This is a genomic window from Streptomyces sp. NPDC059866 (genome assembly GCF_042731325.1).
GTDB lineage: Bacteria > Actinomycetota > Actinomycetes > Streptomycetales > Streptomycetaceae > Streptomyces > Streptomyces flavusporus.
The window spans coordinates 48,668-67,812 of sequence record NZ_JBHWJT010000023.1 but is presented as its reverse complement, the minus strand read 5'-3'; the positions used below and the strand labels follow the sequence as shown (position 1 = coordinate 67,812).

13 protein-coding genes and 2 pseudogenes are annotated in these 19,145 nt (G+C 72.1%); 3 read left to right on the top strand and 12 right to left on the bottom strand.

The window, feature by feature from the left end; translation table 11 throughout:
• The first annotated feature begins 152 nt into the window (after positions 1 to 152).
• Positions 153 to 1,757, top strand: a complete 1,605-nt coding sequence (locus tag ACFV7R_RS31530; protein WP_385269525.1) for an acyl-CoA synthetase — start codon at positions 153 to 155, stop codon at positions 1,755 to 1,757.
• A gap of 4 nt (positions 1,758 to 1,761) precedes the next feature.
• Here ACFV7R_RS31530 and ACFV7R_RS31525 read toward each other — a convergent pair whose 3' ends face one another.
• Together ACFV7R_RS31525 and ACFV7R_RS31520 are read right to left on the bottom strand one after the other, a co-directional pair.
• The gene (locus ACFV7R_RS31525) at positions 1,762 to 2,592 is read right to left on the bottom strand and encodes an alpha/beta fold hydrolase (protein WP_385269523.1); all 831 of its coding nucleotides are present in this window, start codon (positions 2,590 to 2,592) and stop codon (positions 1,762 to 1,764) included.
• Between the two features lie 49 nt (positions 2,593 to 2,641).
• Entirely contained in the window at positions 2,642 to 4,135 is a 1,494-nt protein-coding gene (locus ACFV7R_RS31520) for an acyl-CoA synthetase (RefSeq protein WP_385269521.1), read from the bottom strand.
• Between the two features lie 137 nt (positions 4,136 to 4,272).
• Here ACFV7R_RS31520 and ACFV7R_RS31515 point away from each other — a divergent pair, with 137 nt between their 5' ends.
• A complete protein-coding gene (locus tag ACFV7R_RS31515) occupies positions 4,273 to 4,839 on the top strand; it encodes an antibiotic biosynthesis monooxygenase (RefSeq protein WP_385269519.1) in 567 nt (188 codons plus the stop codon).
• Here ACFV7R_RS31515 and ACFV7R_RS31510 read toward each other — a convergent pair.
• The 3 genes and pseudogenes from ACFV7R_RS31510 to ACFV7R_RS31500 all read right to left on the bottom strand — a co-directional run.
• Positions 4,838 to 4,933, bottom strand: a pseudogene (locus ACFV7R_RS31510) (chloramphenicol phosphotransferase); the annotation flags it as partial. The gene ACFV7R_RS31515 and the pseudogene ACFV7R_RS31510 overlap by 2 nt on opposite strands.
• A 3-nt stretch (positions 4,934 to 4,936) precedes the next feature.
• Positions 4,937 to 6,490, bottom strand: a complete 1,554-nt coding sequence (locus ACFV7R_RS31505; RefSeq protein ID WP_385269517.1) for an acyl-CoA synthetase — start codon at positions 6,488 to 6,490, stop codon at positions 4,937 to 4,939.
• Positions 6,487 to 7,596: a nitronate monooxygenase gene (locus ACFV7R_RS31500; protein WP_385269515.1), complete on the bottom strand. Its 1,110-nt coding sequence runs from the start codon at positions 7,594 to 7,596 to the stop codon at positions 6,487 to 6,489. Before ACFV7R_RS31500 ends, ACFV7R_RS31505 begins: the two co-directional genes overlap by 4 nt.
• 180 nt (positions 7,597 to 7,776) lie before the next feature.
• On the opposite strand from ACFV7R_RS31500, the gene ACFV7R_RS31495 reads away from it, so the two are divergent.
• Positions 7,777 to 9,552, top strand: coding sequence for a serine hydrolase (locus tag ACFV7R_RS31495; RefSeq protein WP_385269513.1), 1,776 nt, complete (start codon positions 7,777 to 7,779; stop codon positions 9,550 to 9,552).
• A gap of 93 nt (positions 9,553 to 9,645) precedes the next feature.
• Here ACFV7R_RS31495 and ACFV7R_RS31490 read toward each other — a convergent pair whose 3' ends face one another.
• The 7 genes and pseudogenes from ACFV7R_RS31490 to ACFV7R_RS31460 form a co-directional block, all read right to left on the bottom strand.
• Positions 9,646 to 11,223: a phytoene desaturase family protein gene (locus tag ACFV7R_RS31490; protein ID WP_385269511.1), complete on the bottom strand. Its 1,578-nt coding sequence runs from the start codon at positions 11,221 to 11,223 to the stop codon at positions 9,646 to 9,648.
• Between the two features lie 52 nt (positions 11,224 to 11,275).
• On the bottom strand, positions 11,276 to 13,501 hold the full coding sequence (locus ACFV7R_RS31485) for a tetratricopeptide repeat protein (protein ID WP_385269509.1): 2,226 nt from the start codon (positions 13,499 to 13,501) through the stop codon (positions 11,276 to 11,278).
• A complete protein-coding gene (locus ACFV7R_RS31480) occupies positions 13,483 to 14,409 on the bottom strand; it encodes an oxygenase MpaB family protein (protein WP_385269507.1) in 927 nt (308 codons plus the stop codon). The genes ACFV7R_RS31485 and ACFV7R_RS31480 overlap by 19 nt, the downstream gene beginning before the upstream one ends.
• A gap of 299 nt (positions 14,410 to 14,708) precedes the next feature.
• Complete coding sequence (gene mshA / locus ACFV7R_RS31475) at positions 14,709 to 16,073, bottom strand: D-inositol-3-phosphate glycosyltransferase (RefSeq protein ID WP_385269505.1); 1,365 nt, start codon at positions 16,071 to 16,073, stop codon at positions 14,709 to 14,711.
• Between the two features lie 8 nt (positions 16,074 to 16,081).
• A complete protein-coding gene (gene fdhD, locus ACFV7R_RS31470; protein ID WP_385269503.1) occupies positions 16,082 to 16,942 on the bottom strand; it encodes a formate dehydrogenase accessory sulfurtransferase FdhD in 861 nt (286 codons plus the stop codon).
• A 69-nt stretch (positions 16,943 to 17,011) separates the two neighbouring features.
• Positions 17,012 to 17,650, bottom strand: a pseudogene (locus tag ACFV7R_RS31465) (GTP 3',8-cyclase MoaA); the annotation flags it as partial.
• 49 nt (positions 17,651 to 17,699) lie between these two features.
• On the bottom strand, positions 17,700 to 19,082 hold the full coding sequence (locus tag ACFV7R_RS31460; protein ID WP_385269501.1) for an L-serine ammonia-lyase: 1,383 nt from the start codon (positions 19,080 to 19,082) through the stop codon (positions 17,700 to 17,702).
• Positions 19,083 to 19,145 lie beyond the last annotated feature (63 nt).

The following is a 19,145-nucleotide window of genomic DNA, read 5'->3' as shown; positions in this document are numbered from 1 at the left end:
TCCGCAGGAACGAGAACAGGTTGCAGGAGGCGGTGAAGCACTTCAAGGGTTTTCTGACAGTCAGTCAGTTTTCTCTGCGCGGACCCTTCCCAGTTGTGCCGCCCTTTGCTCTGATGACCGGCAACCGAGGGGCAGCGAGGTCAGGAGGAGCGGTGGAGTACAACCTTGCCGACCTGTTCGAGTCGGTCGTGGACGTGGTGCCGGACCGCGAGGCGCTCGTGTACCTCGACCATCCCGGCACGGGTGCGGAGCGCCGTCTGACGTACGCCGCACTGGACGCCGCCGCCAACCGCATCGGCCACCACCTGCTCGACAGCGGGATCCGCCCCGGCGAGCACCTCGGACTCCATCTGTACAACGGCGTCGAGTACCTCCAGACGGTGCTCGGCTGCCTCAAGGCACGGATCGTGCCGGTCAACGTCAACTACCGCTATGTGGAAGATGAGTTGGTCTACCTCTACCGGGACGCCGATCTGGTGGCCCTGGTCTTCGACGCGGAGTTCACGGACCGGGTGGCGGCAGCGTTGCCGCGGGCAAAGAAGCTGCGGCATCTGGTGCGGGTGGGCACCGGTGGCTCGCTGGGGGTGCCGTTCGCCGAGGCCGAGGCCGCCGGCTCGGCGGAGCGCGGGTTCCCGGCGCGCTCGGGCGACGACCAGTTCATCATCTACACCGGCGGTACGACGGGGATGCCGAAGGGTGTGATGTGGCGGCAGGAGGACCTGTTCTTCTCCGGGCTGGGCGGCGGAGCGCCGACCGGTGAGCCGGTGAAGAAGCCGCAGGAGCTGGCCGAGCGGGTCGCGGCGGGCGGTTCGGGCATCACCTTCTTCCCCGCTCCCCCGCTGATGCACGGCACGTCCACCCTGACCGCGTTCATCGGCTTCAACTTCGGGCAACGGGTCGTGCTGCACCGCAAGTTCGTGCCCGAGGAGGTGCTGCGGACCGTCGAGCGGGAGAAGGTCACCAGCATGTCGCTGGTCGGCGACGCGATGCTGCGCCCGCTCATCGACGCGCTCGCCGGGCCCATGAAGGGGACGGACTGTTCCTCGATGTTCAGCGTGTCGTCGTCCGGCGCGGTCATGTCGGAGACGGTCCGGCAGCAGTTCCTCACCCTCGTCCCGCAGGTGATGCTGCTGAACAACTTCGGCTCCTCGGAGTCCGGTTTCAACGGCACGGCCACGGACGACTCCGGCCCCGAGCGCGGCTTCCGCATCCGCGTCAACTCCCGTACGCAGGTGGTCGATCCGGCCACGCACGAGCCGGTGGCCGTCGGCGAGGTGGGCCGGATCGCCCAGTGCGGCCATGTTCCGCTCGGCTACTACAACGACCCGGCGAAAACCGCCGAGACCTTCTTCGAGAAGGACGGCGAGCGATGGGTGCTCCTCGGCGACATGGCCACCGTCGACGAGGACGGCGTGGTGACCGTGCTGGGCCGTGGCTCGCAGTGCATCAACACCGGGGGCGAGAAGGTGTACCCGGAGGAGGTCGAGCAGGCCCTGAAGTCCCACCCGGACGTGTACGACGCGCTGGTGGCCGGCGTTCCGGACGCCCGGTGGGGCAGCCATGTCGCGGCGGTCGTCCAACTGCGCGAGGGCGCGCCGACCCCGTCCCTGGAGGACATCCAGACCCACTGCCGGGACCGTCTGGCCGGGTACAAGATCCCGCGCCAGCTGGTGGTCACGGAGTCCATCCGCCGCTCACCGAGCGGCAAGGCGGACTACCGGTGGGCGCGCGAGGTGGCGGTGGCGGCGGACTGTTAGGGCGTCAGGCGCCGTCGAAGAAGGCGGCGGTGCGCCGGGCGAACCGGTCGGGGTCGTCGAGCCACGGGAAGTGCCCCGCTCCCGGCTGGACGGTGAACTCGGCGTTCGGGAAGACGTCGGCGGCGCGGCGCGCCAGCTCGGGGCGGGGGCCGCCGTCGAGTTCACCGGCGTACACGAGAACGGGGGCGGTCACTGCGGCGCGGGTGGCGGGCGGGTCGTAGGCACCGTCGGAGCCGTACGTCTCCCCTGCCTCGTCGTTGGTCTGCTCCTCCTCGAGCGCGGCGTGCGCGGCGGCCGTGTCGTTCCAACGGCCGTAGAAGAAGGGCAGGAACACCGGGTCGAAGTCACCGTCGCCCGCCAGCCAGCGCTCGAACGCCGGGAAGGCCTCCTCGAACCACGGCTCGCCCTTGCGCAGCCGTGCCGCGGTCAGCCGGTCCTCGGCCGTCGCGGGCAGGCCCAGCGCCCACGGGGTCGCGGTGATCAGCGCCAGCCGTGCCACCCGCTCGGGATGACGGGCCGCGTACAGCATCGCCAGGCTGCCGCCGGCCGAGTGGCCGAGCAGGTCCATCCGTTCCAGCCCCAGGTGGATCCGCAGCGCCTCCACGTCGCCCACCAGTCGGTCGCAGCGGTACGTCGCCGGATCCGCCGGCACCGCGGAGTCCCCGGTGCCGCGCAGGTCGAGCAGGACCAGCCGGCGGTGCGCGGTGAGCCCGCCCAGGTCGCCGAGGTAGGCGGAGGCCCGCATGGGCCCGCCGGGCAGGACGACGAGCGGCTCGCCGGCACCGCGCGAGTGGTGGGCGAGCCGGGTGCCGTCGGGTGCGGTGAAGGTGGGCATGGCGCCGATCATCGGGGCCTGGGGCCGGTCGCCGCAACACACTTCCGCCTCAGCTGAAGCGGTCCCGGAGCTCCCGCTTGAGGATCTTGCCGCTGGAGTTGCGCGGAAGTTCGTCCACGAAGAGGACGCGCTTCGGTGCCTTGAACGGGGCGAGTTTCTCGCGGGCGTGGGCGATGAGTTCGGCCTCGGTGACCTCACCGCGGGGTACGACGACCGCGGTGACCGCCTCGACCCACTTCTCGTCGGGCAGGCCGACGACGGCGACCTCGGCGACGGAGTCGTGGGTGTAGAGGGCGTCCTCGACCTGCCGTGAAGCGACCAGGACGCCACCGGAGTTGATGACGTCCTTCACCCGGTCGACGATCGTGAAGTAGCCGTCCTGGTCGCGTACCGCGAGGTCGCCGGAGTGGAACCAGCCGTCACGGAAGGCCTCGGCGGTCTCGTCCGGCTTGTTCCAGTAGCCCTCGCACAACTGCGGGGAGCGGTAGACGATTTCGCCCGGTGTTCCGTCGGGCACGTCCTTGCCGTTCTCGTCGACCACCCGGGCGTCCACGAAGAGCACCGGCCGGCCGCAGGAGTCCATGCGGCCCTTGTGCTCGTCGGGGCCGAGGACGGTGGCGAGGGGGCCGATCTCGCTCTGGCCGAAGCAGTTGTAGAAGGCCAGCTTCGGGAGGCGTTCGCGCAGGCGTTCCAGGACGGGGACCGGCATGATCGACGCGCCGTAGTACGCCTTGCGCAGCCCGCTGAGGTCGCGGGTGGTGAAGTCGGGGCGGTTCGTCAGGCCGATCCACACGGTGGGCGGGGCGAACACGCTGTCCACGCGCCCGGTCTCGATCAGGTCGAAGAGCCGGTCGCCGTCCGGCGCGTCGAGGATGATGTTCGTCGCGCCGACCGCCAGGCAGGGCAGCAGGAAGACGTGCATCTGCGCCGAGTGGTAGAGCGGCAGCGCGTGCACGGGCCGGTCGCCGGCGCTGAGGTCGAGGGCGGTGATCGCGCTGAGGTACTCGTGCACCAGGGCGCGGTGCGTCATCATCGCGCCCTTCGGCAGGGCCGTCGTACCGGAGGTGTACAGCAGCTGCGTCAGGTCCTCGCTGCGCGGTTCCGGACCGTCGTACGGCGCCGCCGCGGGCAGCCGGCTCAGCAGCGAGTCGTCCGCGTCCCGCAGCGGCAGCACGTCCACGGTGTCCGGCAGTCGGGAGGCCAGGTCGGGGTCGGCGAGGACCAGGGAGCTCTCCGACTGGCCGACGATGTACGCCAGGTCGTCGCCGGTCAGGTTCTGGTTCACCGGCACGTGCACCAGGCCCGCGCGGGCGCAGGCGAGGAAGGCGATGAGGTAGGCGTCGGAGTTGTGGCCGTAGGCGCCGACCCGGTCCCCGGGGGTGAGTCCCCGGTCGAGGAGGACGCTCGCCGCCCGGGAGACGGCGTCGTCGAGCTCCTCGTACGTCCAGCGGCGGTCGCGGAAGTCGACCGCGACGCGTGCCGGGGTGCGGTGGGCGCTGCGCCGCAGCACCCCGTCGACCGTGCTGCCGTGTCCGGGCGTCATGGCACCCGATCCTCGGACGACCGCCGAGGGAGGTCAAGCCGCCGCCCGTCGATTCTGCCCTCACGATGACGGCCGGCACCTTGGTCACCCACGGCCACGAGGCATGACCCGCGCCGTACGTGGGACACGTGGTGAGCATGAGCACCACCGAAGTACGGCGGGGCGAGCCGGTCACCACGGTCTTCACCTGGGAAGTGCGTCCCGGTCGGGAGCAGGAGTTCGAGGAGTGGACGCACGGGATCACCCGCTGCGCCAGACGGTTCCCGGGCAACGAGGGCGTCTCGTGGCTGCGTCCCGAGGGGGGTCACCGCTTCCACGCGGTGCTGCGCTGGTCCGATCCGCATCGGCTGGCCGCGTGGCTGCAGTCGGACGAGCGGGCGCAATGGCACGCGCGGATCGCGGGCGTCGCCACGGAGATCGGCAGCGAGCGGCAGTCGACGTCCGGGATGGAGACCTGGTTCGGTCTGCCCGGCACCACCGTGCAGGCCCCGGCCCGCTGGAAGATGGTGCTCACCACGTTCCTGGGTGCCTATCCGTTCACCCTGCTGATCCAGTGGCTGGTGACGCCCCACACGGACGCCTGGCCCCTGCCGCTGCGGGCCGCCGTCTTCCCGCTGGTGCTGCTGCCGACGCTGACGTACCTGGTGATGCCACGGCTGAGCCGCCTGCTGCGGCACTGGCTGTATTCCCCGCCGGATCAGTGAGTCCGCCCGGAGCCTTCTGCCACCGCTGCCGGGACGCCGCTCCGCCGAGGAAGACGTCATCGACGACGACCCTGGCGCCTGCACGGGCCGTCGCCGTTCACACGGGACGGGTACGTCCCTCCCAGTACGGCTCCCGCAGCCGCCGTTTGTACAGCTTGCCGTTGGGGTCGCGGGGCATCTCGGCGATGAAGTCGACGCTCTTGGGCCGTTTGTAGCCGGCGAGGTGTGCGGCGCAGTGGTCGAGCAGGGCGGCGGCCAGGGCGGGGCCCGGCTCGTGGTCCGGGGCCGGTTCGACGACGGCCTTCACCTCCTCGCCCCAGTCGTCGTGCGGGATGCCGAAGGCGGCGGCGTCGGCGACGGCGGGGTGGGCGAGCAGGGCCGACTCGATCTCGGCGGGGTAGATGTTGACGCCGCCCGAGATGATGAGGTCGATCTTGCGGTCGCGCAGGAAGAGGTAGCCGTCCTCGTCGAGCACGCCGAGGTCGCCGACGGTGAAGAAGTCGCCGATGCGGTTCTTCCGCGTCTTCGCCTCGTCCTTGTGGTAGCTGAAGCCGCCCGTGGTCATCTTCATGTAGACGGTGCCGAGTTCACCGGGCGGGAGCCGGTTGCCGTCGTCGTCGAAGATCGCGAGTTCACTGATGGGCCAGGCCTTGCCGACGGTGCCGGGTTTCTTCAGCCAGTCCTCGGTCGTGGCGAAGGCGCCGCCGCCCTCGCTGGCCGCGTAGTACTCCTCCACGCAGTCGCCCCACCAGTCGATCATGGCCCGTTTCACATGGTCGGGACAGGGCGCGGCGCCGTGGATGGCGTGCCGCATGGCGGAGACGTCGTAGCGCGCCTTCACGTCGTCGGGGAGGGCCAGCAGGCGGTGGAACTGGGTCGGGACCATGTGGGTGTGCGTGCACCGGTGGGCGTCGACGAGGCGGAGCATCTCCTGCGGGGTCCACTTGTCCATGAGGACCAGCTGGTGCCCGATGTGCAGGGACGCGCCCGCGAACTGGAGGACGGCCGTGTGGTAGAGCGGCGAGCAGACCAGGTGCACGTTGTCGTCGAAGGGCCTGATGCCGAAGATGCCGAGGAAGCCGCCGAGGTAGGCCTCTTCGGGGAGCTTGCCGGGCAGCGGGCGCCGGATGCCGCGCGGACGGCCCGTCGTACCCGAGGTGTAGTTCATGACCCAGCCGAGGGTGCGGTCGGCGGGTGCCGACTCCGGTTGCCCGTCGAGGAGTCGGTCGTACGGGCGGAAGCCCTCGACCTCGCCGACGGCGTACCGGTGGGTGGGCGGGAGGCCGGCCTCGTCGGCGGCGCGGCGGGCGGGTCCGGCGAAACGCTCGTGGGCGAGGAGGACCTTGGCGCCGGAGTCGGAGACGATCCAGGCGATCTCGGGGCCGACGAGGTGGTGGTTGACGGGGACGAGGTAGAAGCCGGCCTGGGTGGCGGCCAGGTACGCGGTGAAGAACTCGGCCGAGTTGGGGAGGACGACGGCGAAGGCGTCGCCGCGTTCCATCCCGGCCGCGCGCAGGCCGTGGACGAGGCGGTTGGCGGCGGCGTGCAGACGGCCGGCGGTCCACTGTTCGCCGTCCGGCGCGATCAGGACCGTGCGGCCGGGGTCCTGGGTGGCCTGGGCCCAGAAACCGGCGGGGGGTGTGCTCGTCACTGGCCGCTCCTTCCGGCGATGCGGTTGATGCGGTCCACGGCCTGCTCGAAGCCGCGGGTGAGGTCGTCGAAGACGGCCTGGACGCTGCGCTCGCTGGTCATCCGGCCGACGATCTGGCCGACCGGCGTGCCGAGCAGCGGTTCCACCTCGTACCTCTGGATGCGCGACACCGCGTCGGCGACCAGCAGGCCCTGCAGCGGCATGGGCAGGGTGCCCGGTCCGGTGGGGTCGTCCCAGGCGTCGGTCCACTCGGTGCGCAGCTGGCGGGCGGGCTTTCCGGTCAGGGCGCGGGAGCGGACGGTGTCGCCGGACTCTGCGGCGAGCAGTTTGCGGGTCAGGGCGGGCGAGTGGAGGTCGGCCTCGGTGGTGGTCAGCCAGATGGAGCCCGTCCACACTCCCTGGGCGCCGAGGGCGAGCGCGGCGGCCGCCTGTTGTCCGCTGCCGATGCCGCCGGCGGCCAGCACGGGCAGCGGGCCGACGGCGTCGACGACCTCGGGGGTGAGCACCATGGAGGCGATCTCGCCGGTGTGGCCGCCCGCCTCGTAGCCCTGGGCCACGACGATGTCGATGCCGGCGTCCTTGTGCTTGCGCGCGTGCCGGGCACTGCCCGCGAGCGCGGCGACCAGCACGCCCCGGTCGTGGGCGCGGGCGATGACGTCGGCGGGTGGTGAGCCGAGGGCGTTGGCGAGCAGCCTGATCGGGTAGTCGAAGGCGACGTCGAGCTGGGTGCGGGCGACCTGCTCCATCCAGCCGGTGATGCGCCATCCCGACGCCTCGCCGTCCGGGAGTTCGGGCACCCCGTGCTTGGCGAGGGTGTCCGCCACGAACTGCCGGTGCCCCTGCGGGATCATCGCCTCGACGTCGGCCTCGGAGACGCCCTCCACCTTCTTCGCGGGCATGACCACGTCCAGGCCGTAGGGCCTGCCCTCGGCGTGGGCCTCGATCCAGTCGAGGTCGCGCTTGAGGTCGTCGGGGGCCGTGTAGCGGACCGCGCCGAGCACTCCGAAGCCGCCGGCCCGGCTGATGGCGGCGGCGACGGCGGGGAACGGCGTGAAGCCGAAGACGGCGTACTCGACTCCCAGTTTCTTGCTCAGCTCCGTCTGCATGGGCGCAGGATGCCGCAGCCCGGCGGACGACGGAAGAGGTTTTCTGACGTCCCGTCAGTTTTTTGGTCACCTCATGCGGACCGCACGCCCCATTGACACATCCCGCGCCTGACAGGAAAGTTTCACTCCGCAAGGCGATCCCGGAAAGATACTTTCAGCCTGTGTACGGGAGGGTCCTCGATGGGCGAAGAGATGGCGACCGGCCTCACCCGCCGTCAACTGGGCACCGGAACCCTCGCCTTGGGCGGCGCCCTCGCCCTGGCACCCTTCCCGGCGGGACCGGCCGCGGCCGCCCCGGCAGCATCGAGCCACCCGACCCTGCGCCCCGGCTCGCCCGAACGCGCGGGGCTGCTCCCCGCCCATCTGCGCCAACTCGTCACCGACGCCGAGGCGTTCCTCGGCCCCTCCCCCAAGTACCCCTGGTACGCCGGTGCCGTGCTGCTCGCCGGGCGCGGCGGCACCGTGGCGCTGCACGAGCCGATCGGAATGGCGGTGCGCTATGCCGCCTACGACGAGAAGACCGACACCGGCGTCGAGTTCCCGGCCGGGGAGCAGATCCCGATGGCCGAGGACACCGTCTTCGACCTCGCGTCCGTGTCCAAGCTGTTCACCTCCATCCTCGCCGTGCAGCAGATCGAGCGGGGGACGCTGGAGCTGGAGGCCGCCGTCGCCTCGTACCTGCCGGACTTCGCGGGCGGGGGCAAGCAGGACATCACGGTCCGTCAACTGCTGACGCACACCTCGGGGTTCCGGGCATGGATACCGCTGTACAACGCGCCGACGTACGAGGAGAAGCTCCAGCTCATCTGGAACGAGGCGCCGCTCAACCCACCGGGGACCGCCTACCTCTACTCGGACCTCAACCTGATCTCCCTCCAGCTCGTCCTGGAGAAGATCACCGCTCGCACTCTGGACGCCCTGCTCCACGACGAGATCACCGCTCCACTCGGGATGCACCGCACTCGTTTCAACCCGCCCGCCTCCTGGAAGCCGAGGATCGCCGCCACGGAGGACGCCCGAAAGCCCTGGTCGGGGCTGGACCGTGGCCTGGTGTGGGGCGAGGTGCACGACGAGAACGCCTTCAGCCTCGGCGGCGTCGCGGGTCACGCGGGGGTGTTCTCCAACGCGTGGGACCTGGCCGTGCTGGGCCGCACCCTGCTCAACGGCGGCCGCTACGGCCGGGAGCGCATCCTGCGGCCGGAGTCGGTGGAGCTGATGTTCACCGACTTCAACACCGCCTTCCCCGGGGACGAGCACGGCCTCGGCTTCGAGCTCTACCAGCACTGGTACATGGGCGCGATGGCCACCCCGCGCACGGCGGGGCACACCGGCTTCACCGGCACCTCACTCGTCCTCGACCCGACGACCGACTCGTTCCTCGTCGTCCTCGGCAACTCCGTGCACCCCGTGCGCAGGTGGCGTTCCGGCTCCGCGCCCCGGGTCGCCGCCGCGAACAACCTGGCGCGCGCCGTACCGGTCCGCCCGGCGCGGGGACGTACCGCCTGGTTCTCCGGGACGGCGAACGCGACGACCGCAACCCTCACGCTGCCCGCACTCGACACGTCCTCGGGCGGGGCACGGCTGCGCTGCGCCCTGTGGTGGGACACCGAACCGCGGGCCGACGGACTCGTCCTCGAGTCCTCCGCGGACGGCGGCGACACCTGGCAGCCGGTCCCGTTCACGACGGCACGCCACGGCGAGGAACCCGAGGCCCACCCGGCCGGCCTGGCCACCGGATGGTCGGGACGCGTCTGGCACCGGCTGGCGGCGGACCTCCCGGCGGCCCCACGGCTCGCGCTGCGCTGGCGGTACACCACCGACCGGCTGTACGTCGGCCGTGGCGCCTACGTCGACGCCCTGCGGGTCGAGGCCGACCGCACCGTCCTCTTCGACGAGGCGCGCCCTGCCGACGCGGCCCGCATCACGGCGACGGGCTGGACCGCTTCCGCCGACTGACGGCCCGCGAAGCCCCCGGCTCACCCCGGTCCGGTCGGCCCCGCCCGCCCTGGCATCACGCAGCGAAGCCGTCGGCCACCGCCGCCCCGGGCGTCACCCGGCGAGGCCGTCGGCTCCCTCCAGCACCGCCATCGCCGCGTTGTGCCCGGGCACCCCGCTGACCCCGCCGCCGCGCACCGCGCCCGCCCCGCACAGCAGCACGTTGGCGTGCCGGGTCTCCACGCCCCAGCGGCCCGTGCTCTCCTGGGCGTACGGCCAGGACAGCTCGCGGTGGAAGATGTTGCCGCCGGGCAGCCGCAGTTCCCGCTCCAGGTCGAGCGGGGTCCTGGCCTCGATGCACGGCCGGCCGTCGGCGTCGGTGGCCAGGCAGTCGGCGAGGGGCTCGGCCAGGTGGGCGTCGAGCTGGTCGACGGTCGCCTTCAGCAGCGCGTCGCGCACGGCGTCGTTGTCCCGGGCGAACAGGCGGGCGGGGGTGTGCAGGCCGAACAGGGTGAGGGTCTGGTAGCCCCGCTCGACCAGGTCCGGGGCGAGGATCGTCGGGTCGGTCAGGGAGTGGCAGTAGATCTCGGACGGCGGGGCGGCGGGCAGTTCACCGGCCGCGGCCTGGGCGTACGCGGTGGCCAACTGCTCGTATCCCTCAGCGATGTGGAAGGTGCCGGCGAATGCCTCGCGCGGGTCGACCGACGTGTCGCGCAGTCGGGGCAGCCGCTTGAGCAGCATGTTGACCTTCAGCTGGGCGCCCTCGGCGGGAGCGGGCGGGGTGTCACCGGTGAGCGCGGCCAGCTCCTGCGGCGAGGCGTTCACCAGGACGTGCCGGGCGACGGCGACGCCTTCCCCGTCGTGGGTGCGGTAGGTGACCTCGGCGGTGCTGCCGTCGGTGACGATCCGCAGCGCCTCGTGCCCGGTGGCGATGACGGCGCCCGCCCGGCGGGCCGCGTCGGTCAGCGCGCCGGTCACGGCACCCATGCCGCCGACCGGTACGTCCCAGTCGCCGGTGCCGCCGCCGATCACGTGGTAGAGGAAGCAGCGGTTCTGCCGGAGTTCGGTGTCATGGGCGTCGGCGAAGGTGCCGATCAGCGCGTCGGTGAGGACCACACCGCGGACCAGGTCGTCGGCGAAGTGGTGCTCGACGGCGACGCCGATCGGCTCTTCGAAGAGCATCCGCCAGGCGTCCTCGTCGTCGATCCGGCGGCGCAGTTCGTCCCGGGTGGGCAGCGGCTCGGTCAGCGTGGGGAACACGGCTCGGGCGACGCGTGCGGTCCTGCCGTAGAAGCGCTGCCAGGCCTCGTACTCGCGCTCGCCGCCGGTCAGCCGGGCGAAGGCCTCGCGGGTCCGCTGCTCGCCGCCGCCCACGAGCAGGCCGCCCGGACGGCCGCCGCGCTGGACGGGCGTGTACGAGGAGATCGTGCGGGTGCGCAGGCGGACGTCCAGGCCGAGGTCCCGGACGATCTTCTGGGGGAGCAGGCTGACCAGGTACGAGTAGCGCGACAGCCGGGCGTCGACGCCGGGGAAGGGGCGGGTGGAGACGGCGGCGCCCCCGGTGTGGTCCAGCCGTTCCAGCACCAGGACCGACCGTCCGGCCCGGGCCAGGTAGGCGGCGGCGACCAAGCCGTTGTGGCCGCCGCCGACGATGACGGCGTCGTATGCGCGATGTCCCTCGTGTGCAGGCATGGCTCTTCGTAACACGGAGTGATCCGAATCGGCCAGAGCGGGCCGGTGCGGATCACGCGTCGCCGGCCGCCCGCTGCCGGCGCAGCACCGCGACCCTGCGGTACAGCTCGACCGCCTCCTGTCCGCGGCCGAGCTGTTCCAGGCAGTGGGCCTCGTCGTTGCGGCTGGCGAGGGTGTCGGGGTGGTCCGGGCCGAGGACGCGTTCGCGGGCGGCGGCCACCGCGCGGTACTGGGCCAGCGCGTCCGCCCAGCGGCCGAGCCAGCCCAGGCCGACCGCGACCTCGCGGCGGCTGACCAGGGTGTCGGGATGGTCCGGGCCGAGGACGCGTTCGCGGATCGCGCCCACGTCGCGGGACTCGGCGAGGGCCTCCTCCCAGCGGCCGAGGCGGCCGAGGTTGACGCCGAGGCCGTGCCGGGCGCGCAGGGTCTCGGGGTGGTCGGGGCCGTGCACACGGGTGCGGTCGTCGATCAGGTCGCGGTACAGCTTCAGCGCGTCCGTGCTGCGGCCGAGGCGGCCGAGGCTGATGCCGATCTCGTAGCGGGCGGCGAGGGTGTCGGGGTGGTCGGGGCCCAGGGCCTGGGCGCGGGCCTCGGCGACCTCGCGGTAGGTCTCCAGCGCCTCCGGCCAGCGGCCCAACTGGCCCAGCGCGTAGGCGACCTCGTAGCGGGTGACCAGGGTGTCGGGGTGGCCGGGTCCGAGGACCCGGGCGCGGGCGGCGGCGACGTCGGACGCCATGCGGTACGAGTCCTCCAGGCGACCCAGCCTGCTGAGGTTGAAGGCGAGGTTGTGCCGGCAGCGCAGAGTGTCGGGGTGGTCGGGGCCCATCGTGCGCTCCCGGGCGGCGAGCACCCGCGTGTACTCCTGGTGCGCGTCGAAGGGCCGCCCCAACTGGCCCAGTACGTAGGCCGTTTCCTGCCGGACGGCGAGGGTGTCGGCGTGGTCGGCGCCGAGCACCCGCTCCCGGGCCCGGGCGACGTGCGTGTACTCGCGCAGCGCGTCGGCCGCGCGTCCGGTGCGGCTGAGGGTGAAGGCGATCTCGTAGCGGCTGGCGAGGGTGTCGGGGTGATCCGGGCCGAGGAGGTGCTCGCGTTCGGCGGCGACCGCGCGGTGCACTTCGCCCGCCTCGGCCCAGCGACCCAGCCGCCCCAGGCTCAGGCCCGCGTTGTGGCGGCCGGCCAGGGCCGTGAGCACCTCCGTGGACGGGGTCGGCGGTGTGTCCGGGACGGGGGCGGGGATGCGGTCCGTGCCCGGGCGGGCGATCCACTCGCTGGTGAGCGCGGCGCCGGCGTCCGGCGGTGTGGTGCGCAGCGCGGCACCGGCCGCCTTGTGGCCGGTGGTCATGCCACGGGTCCAGGACGGCAGCCGCGGTTCGCGGGCCGCCGGTTCGGGCGGCTGCGCGGTGGCGACCGTCGGCACGTAAGGGGGCGTGGTGCGGCCCGCGCTGATCCTGTGCCCCAGCTCGGCGGCGTCACGCGGACGTTGCTCCGGAAGCTTGGCCAGCAGATCCAGGATGATCTGCTCCAGGTAGGCCGGCAGCTCGGCACGGTGGGTGCGCGGCGGCGCGGGCGGCGTGTCGCGGTGGCCGACGAGGATCGCCCAGGCGTCGTCGAGGTCGAACGGCGGTACCCCGGTGGCGAGTTCGTACAGGACGCACCCCAGCGAGTACAGGTCGCTGCGCTGGTCGACCTCGTCGCCGCCGATCTGCTCCGGCGACATGTAGTGCGGGGTGCCCATCGCGACACCGGTGCCGGTCAGCCGGGAGGTGAAGCCGATGTCGGCCCCGAGGCGGGCGATGCCGAAGTCGCAGATCTTCACCGTGCCGTCGGTCAGCCGCACGATGTTGGCGGGTTTCAGGTCCCGGTGCACGATGCCCTGCCGGTGTGTGTAGGCGAGGGCCGCGGCCACCTGGTCGGCGATGTCGACGATGTCGGGCACGGGCAGCGGATGGTGCTTGTTGTCCTCCAGGAGCTGGCTGAGGTTGCGGCCCTGCAGCAGTTCCATGACGAGGAAGAGGACGCCGTCGGACTCGCCGAAGTCGTGGACGACGGTCACGCCGCGGTGCTGGAGCGCGGCGGCCACCCGGGCCTCGCGGCGAAACCTTTCCCGCAGGACCCGGGTGAAGGACTGGTCGTGGTGCGGGCCGAGGGGTTTGAGGCACTTCACGGCGACGTGCCGGCCCAGCGACTCGTCGCGCGCCCGCCACACCTCGCCCATGCCCCCGCGCCCGATCAGGTCCAGCAGCCGGTACCGGCCCTGGATCAGCCTGGTCTCCCCCATCGCGTGCCGTCGCCCCCGTCGCTGTCCGCCGCGCCCTCCCCTGGCCCGTCCAGTATGGCGACCTGTGGTTCGAGTTTGTACGGTGCCGGGCGGGCGCCGGGGCCGAGTCGCGCCATCGCCCGCAGGATGTGCCGGGGCGGGAGTTGCCAGCGCACCCGGGCGGGAACGGCGCGCAGCAGGGTGCCGGTGAGCCGCAGGTGGCGGGTGACGGTCGCGGGTGCGGGGGCCGCACGCCCGTACAGCTCGTGGGCGTACGACGGCAGGGAGGCGTACGCCAGTCCGGCCACGCGCCGCCACAGCAGTTCGCGCGCCGGTACCAGCAGCGGGTGCGTCGGCGGCCGGCGCAGGAAGTCGTCGACGTCCCGCGCCTCGGGTCCGGCGGTGAGTTCGGGCCGCACCTTCGCGAAGTAGGCGGCCATCTCCGCCCGGTCGGCGGGTACGGCGGCCGGGTCGAGGCCCACCAGGCGGGCGCTGACCCGGTGTTCGGCGATGTAGCGGTCGGCCTGGGCGTCGGTGAGCGGGTAGCCGGAGCGGCGCAGGACGTGCAGGTAGGAGTCGATCTCGGCGCAGTGCACCCACAGCAGCAGGTCGGGTTCGTCGATCCCGTATTCCTGACCCGTCTCCGGATCGGTCGCCGTGAGCATGCTGTGGATCTTCCGGACCCGGGCGCCCGCCCGCTCGGCAGCCTCGGTGGTGCCGTACGTCGTGGTGCCGACGAAGCTCGCGGTGCGCATGAGCCGCCCCCAGGCGTCACGCCGGAAGTCGGAGTTCTGCATGACGCCGCGCACCGCGCGAGGATGCAGCGCCTGGAGGTAGAGCGCGCGGATTCCGGCGACCCACATCATGGGGTCGCCGTGCATCTGCCAGGTCACGGACCGCGGAGTGAACAGCCCCGGATCAGCCGCCATGCCGGCAGGTGTGACCACGGCCACTGATTGTCACCTCTTGTTGCTGTCGATCTGCGCTTTTGCCAACCAGCGGCAGCATCACACTGAGCCGACTACCGAGCCTTCTTGGCACATCGGTACAGGCCGACGGTTTCCCGCTGCTCGCGCCGTCCACAACATCGACGACACTGATCGCACGCCTCGGAACACCGCTCTACTACCAGTCTCTGCCCAGATTGACAGTGGATCATTCACTCGAAAGTGTGCGGACGGGCGGTGTCGAGTTCGGCGGCGACACGGAGCGCCGCCCCCCTGCTCGATCACGAGATTCGGTGAAGCCGACGCTCGTGCAGGGCCGCCGTGTACACGTCTGCCGTGGCCGCTGCGGCCGTGGCCCAGCCGAAGGAACGGGCATGCCGGACCGCGGCCTCGCTCATGCGGGCGGAGCCGGCCGCGTCGTCGGCGAAGCCGCACAGCACCCGCGCGTAGTGCGCTGGATCGTGCCCTGGTACGAGAACGCCGCTCACCCCGTTTCGTACTGCCACCGGCAGGCCACCGACCTCGGCGGCGATCACCGGGGTGCCGCAGGCCTGCGCCTCGACGGCCACCAGACCGAAGGACTCGCTGTAGGACGGCATGACCAGGACGGACGCCGCCCGGTACCAGTCGGCGAGCTGGTCCTGGCCGACCGGTGGCCGGAACAGCACGATATCCGAGATGCCGAGGCAGGCCGCCAGCTTCTGCAGTCCTTCCGGCTGGGCCAGGCCGCTGCCGCTCGGCCCTCCCACGACCGGCACCACGATCCGCTCACGCAGCCGCGGCCGCTCGTCCAGCAGCCGGGCCACCGCGCGCAGCAGGACGTCCGGCGCCTTCAGCGGCTGTATGCGGCCCACGAACAGCGGTATGAGCGCGTCCTGCGGCAGCTCGAGGCGGGATCGGGCCGCGGACCGGCCGGCCTCGACACCACGGGCGTCGGGCCGGAAGCGCTCCAGGTCGACACCTGGGTGGACGACGGCGACCCGGCCGGTGTCGGCGTCGTAGTGCCGGAGCAGTTCGTCCGCTTCCTTCTCGGTGTTCGCTATCAACCGGTCGGCGGCCCGTACGACTTGTGTCTCGCCGAACACGCGGGTCGTCGGCTCGGGGGTGTCGCCGTCGGCGAGGGAGGCGTTCTTGACCTTGGCCATGGTGTGCATGGCGTGGACGAGCGGGACGCCCCAGCGCTCGGCGGCGAGCCGGCCGACGTGGCCGGAGAGCCAGTAGTGGGAGTGCACGAGGTCGTAGTGGCCGGGGTGGTGGCCGGCCCAGGCCTGCGTCACGCCGTGGGTGAAGGCGCACAGCTGGGCGGGGAGGTCCTCCTTGGCGAGGCCCTCGTAGGGTCCGGCGTCCACGTGCCGTACCAGGACGCCGGGCGCGAGTTCGACGCTGGACGGGAGCGCGGCCGAAGTGGCCCGGGTGAAGATCTCCACCTCGATGTCGATGGCGGCGAGGCGCTTGGCGAGCTCGACGATGTAGACGTTCATCCCGCCGGCGTCGCCGGTGCCGGGCTGGTGCAGCGGTGAGGTGTGCACGCTGAGCATCGCGACGCGGCGGGGGCGGCCGTGGGCGTCGGGTGGCCGCACCCGGGGCGGGCCGACGAGCGTGCTGCCGTGGGTACGGCTGTCCTGGAGCCCTTCGAACCGGGTCATGTACTGGTTCACCTCGCCGGCCCTCCGGCCATGGGCTCGGCATACAGGTCGAGGCGGTGCTCGCCCGCGTACACGTTCATGGAGCCGCCGCGCAGGAAGCCGACGAGGGTGAGCCCGGTCTCCGCCGCCAGGTCCACCGCGAGGGATGACGGTGCTGAGACCGCCGCCAGCAGCGGAATGCCCGCCATCACCGCCTTCTGCGCCAGCTCGAAGGACGCCCGCCCGGACACCAGCAGAATGCTCCGGGACAGCGGCAGACCGCCGCTCTGCAGGGCGCGGCCGATCAGCTTGTCGACCGCGTTGTGCCGGCCGACGTCCTCCCGCAGGTCCAGCAGCTCGCCCTCGGGCGAGAACAACCCGGCGGCGTGCAGCCCACCGGTGCGGTCGAACACCCGCTGCGCGGCCCGAAGTCGGTCGGGCAGGATCGCCAGCAGTTCGGGGGCGACTCGGACCGGGGGTGTGTCGGCGATCGGCCACCATGCCGTGGTCCGTACGGCGTCCAGGCTGGCCTTCCCGCACAGGCCGCACGACGACGTGGTGTACACGTTCCGCTCGAGCGTGATGTCGGGCAGCGGCACGCCGGGGGCAAGCTGCACGTCGACGATGTTGTACGTGTTCGAGCCGTCCTGCGTGGCGCCGGCGCAGTACACGATGTTCGCCACGTCCTCGGCCCGGCCCACGACGCCCTCGCTCACCAGGAACCCGGCGGCGAGCGCGAAGTCGTCCCCGGGCGTCCGCATGGTGATCGCCAGCGGCTTGCCGCCCAGCCGGATCTCCAGTGGCTCCTCCGCGACCAGCGTGTCGGGGCGCGTGCTCAGCGCACCGTCCCGGATCCGCAGCACGCGCCGTCGCTCGGTGACCCGTCCCATGGCCTCACTCCCAGTTCTGTCTGTGCACGTCGTTCCGCTCTACGCCTGGGGCGTCAGCCTCCGATGGCCGACATCGGCCGGTCGGGCCGCAGGCAGGCAGGTGCGCACCTGGCCGTCGGCAGTGAGCCGGGTGCGGTCGCAGGCCCCGCAGAAGGGGCGGGTGACGGAGGCGATGACGCCGGCCCGGGCCGGACCCCCGTCGACGAGCCGGCGTTCGGCGGGCGCGGAGCCGCGAGCCTCGCCCGGCTCAGGGGTGCGCGTGAAGCGGGTGCGCAGGCTCTCCAGGACGTCGCGGTGGCAGTCACGGCGGGTCAGGGCCTCGAAGACGGCGGGGCGCAGCGTGTCGAGCGAGACGTTGACCCGGTCCAGGCCCGCGTCCTTGAGCGCCTCGGCGGGCCGCCGCAAGCCGATGCCGTTGGTGGTCAGCGACAGTTTGGGGCGCGGTGCGAGGGCTGCGCAGCGCTCGACGATGCCGACGAGGCCGGGGCGCAGCAGCGGCTCGCCGCCGGTGAAGCGGCCTTCCTCGACCCCGAGTTCGGTGACCGCGATGCGGATGAGCCGTACGATCTCGTCGTCCGTGAGGAGATCGGGCTTGGTCAGCCACCGCAGGTCCTCTTCGGGCATGCAGTACGTGCAGCGCAGGTTGCACCGGTCGGTTGGCGAGACCCGCAGGTCGGTGGCGACGTGACCGAACGTGTCGATGAGCAACGTGTCGATGAGCATGGCTGCGGCCCTTTCTCCTGTTCCGTCCGTCTCCTCAGCACTCGATGACGTTGACGGCGAGGCCGCCGCGGGCGGTCTCCTTGTACTTGACCTTCATGTCGGCGCCGGTCTCCTTCATGGTCTTGATGACCTTGTCGAGGGAGACGTGGTGACGGCCGTCGCCGCGCAGGGCCATGCGGGCGGCGGTCACGGCCTTGACCGCGGCCATGCCGTTGCGCTCGATGCACGGGATCTGGACAAGGCCACCGACCGGGTCACAGGTGAGGCCGAGATTGTGTTCCATGCCGATCTCGGCGGCGTTCTCCACCTGTTCGGGGCTGCCGCCGAGGACCTCGGCGAGACCACCGGCGGCCATCGAGCAGGCGGAGCCGACCTCGCCCTGGCAGCCGACCTCGGCGCCGGAGATGGACGCGTTCTCCTTGAAGAGCATGCCGATGGCGCCCGCCGCGAGCAGGAAGCGGACGATGCCGTCCTCGTCGGCGCCCGGCACGAAGTCGAGGAAATAGTGCAGTACGGCGGGGATGATGCCCGCCGCGCCGTTCGTGGGGGCCGTCACGACCCGGCCGCCCGCAGCGTTCTCCTCGTTCACCGCCATCGCATAGAGGGTCACCCACTCCATCGCGCGGCCCGCCGAGTCGCCCTCGCTGCGCAGGGCCCGAGCCGCCGCCGCGGCCCGGCGACGGACCTTCAGTCCGCCGGGGAGGATGCCCTCGCGGCCCAGGCCTCGGGAGACGCAGGCCTCCATGACCCGCCAGATCTCCAGCAGACCCGCGCGGATCTCCTCCTCGGTGCGCCAGGCCTTCTCGTTCTCCAGCATCAAAGCGGAGATCGACAGGCCGGTCTCCCGGGAGAGCCGCAGCAGCTCGTCACCGGTGCGGAACGGGTAGGCCGGCACCGTGTCGTCAAGCTTGATCCGGTCTGCGCCGACCGCGTCTTCGTCGACGACGAAGCCACCGCCCACCGAGTAGTACGTCTTCTCCAGCAGCGGCACACCGTCGGCGTCGTACGCGAAGAGGATCATGCCGTTGGCGTGGTACGGCAGCGAGCGCCGACGGTGCAGGACCAGCTGGGTCAAGACGTCGAAGTCGATCTCGTGGGCGGAGCCGATCTCGGCACCGAGGAGGCGGATGCGCCCGGTGCCGCGGATCCGCTCGACGTCCAGGTCGGCCTGGGCGACGTCGACCGTGTGCGGCTCGTTGCCCTCCAGGCCGAGCAGGACCGCCTTGGGGGTGCCGTGGCCGTGGCCGGTGGCACCGAGGGAGCCGAACAACTCCGCCCGCACCGCTGCGGTCTGGGCGAGCACGCCGTCCTGCTTCAGCCGGGCGACGAACATCCCGGCGGCGCGCATCGGGCCGACGGTGTGCGAGCTGGACGGGCCGATGCCTATGGAGAACAGGTCGAAGACGCTGATTGCCACGCCATACTCCGAGGGATTGGAGGGGCGTGCCGAGCGGTCACGGGCACGCCCCTGCGGGAGGTG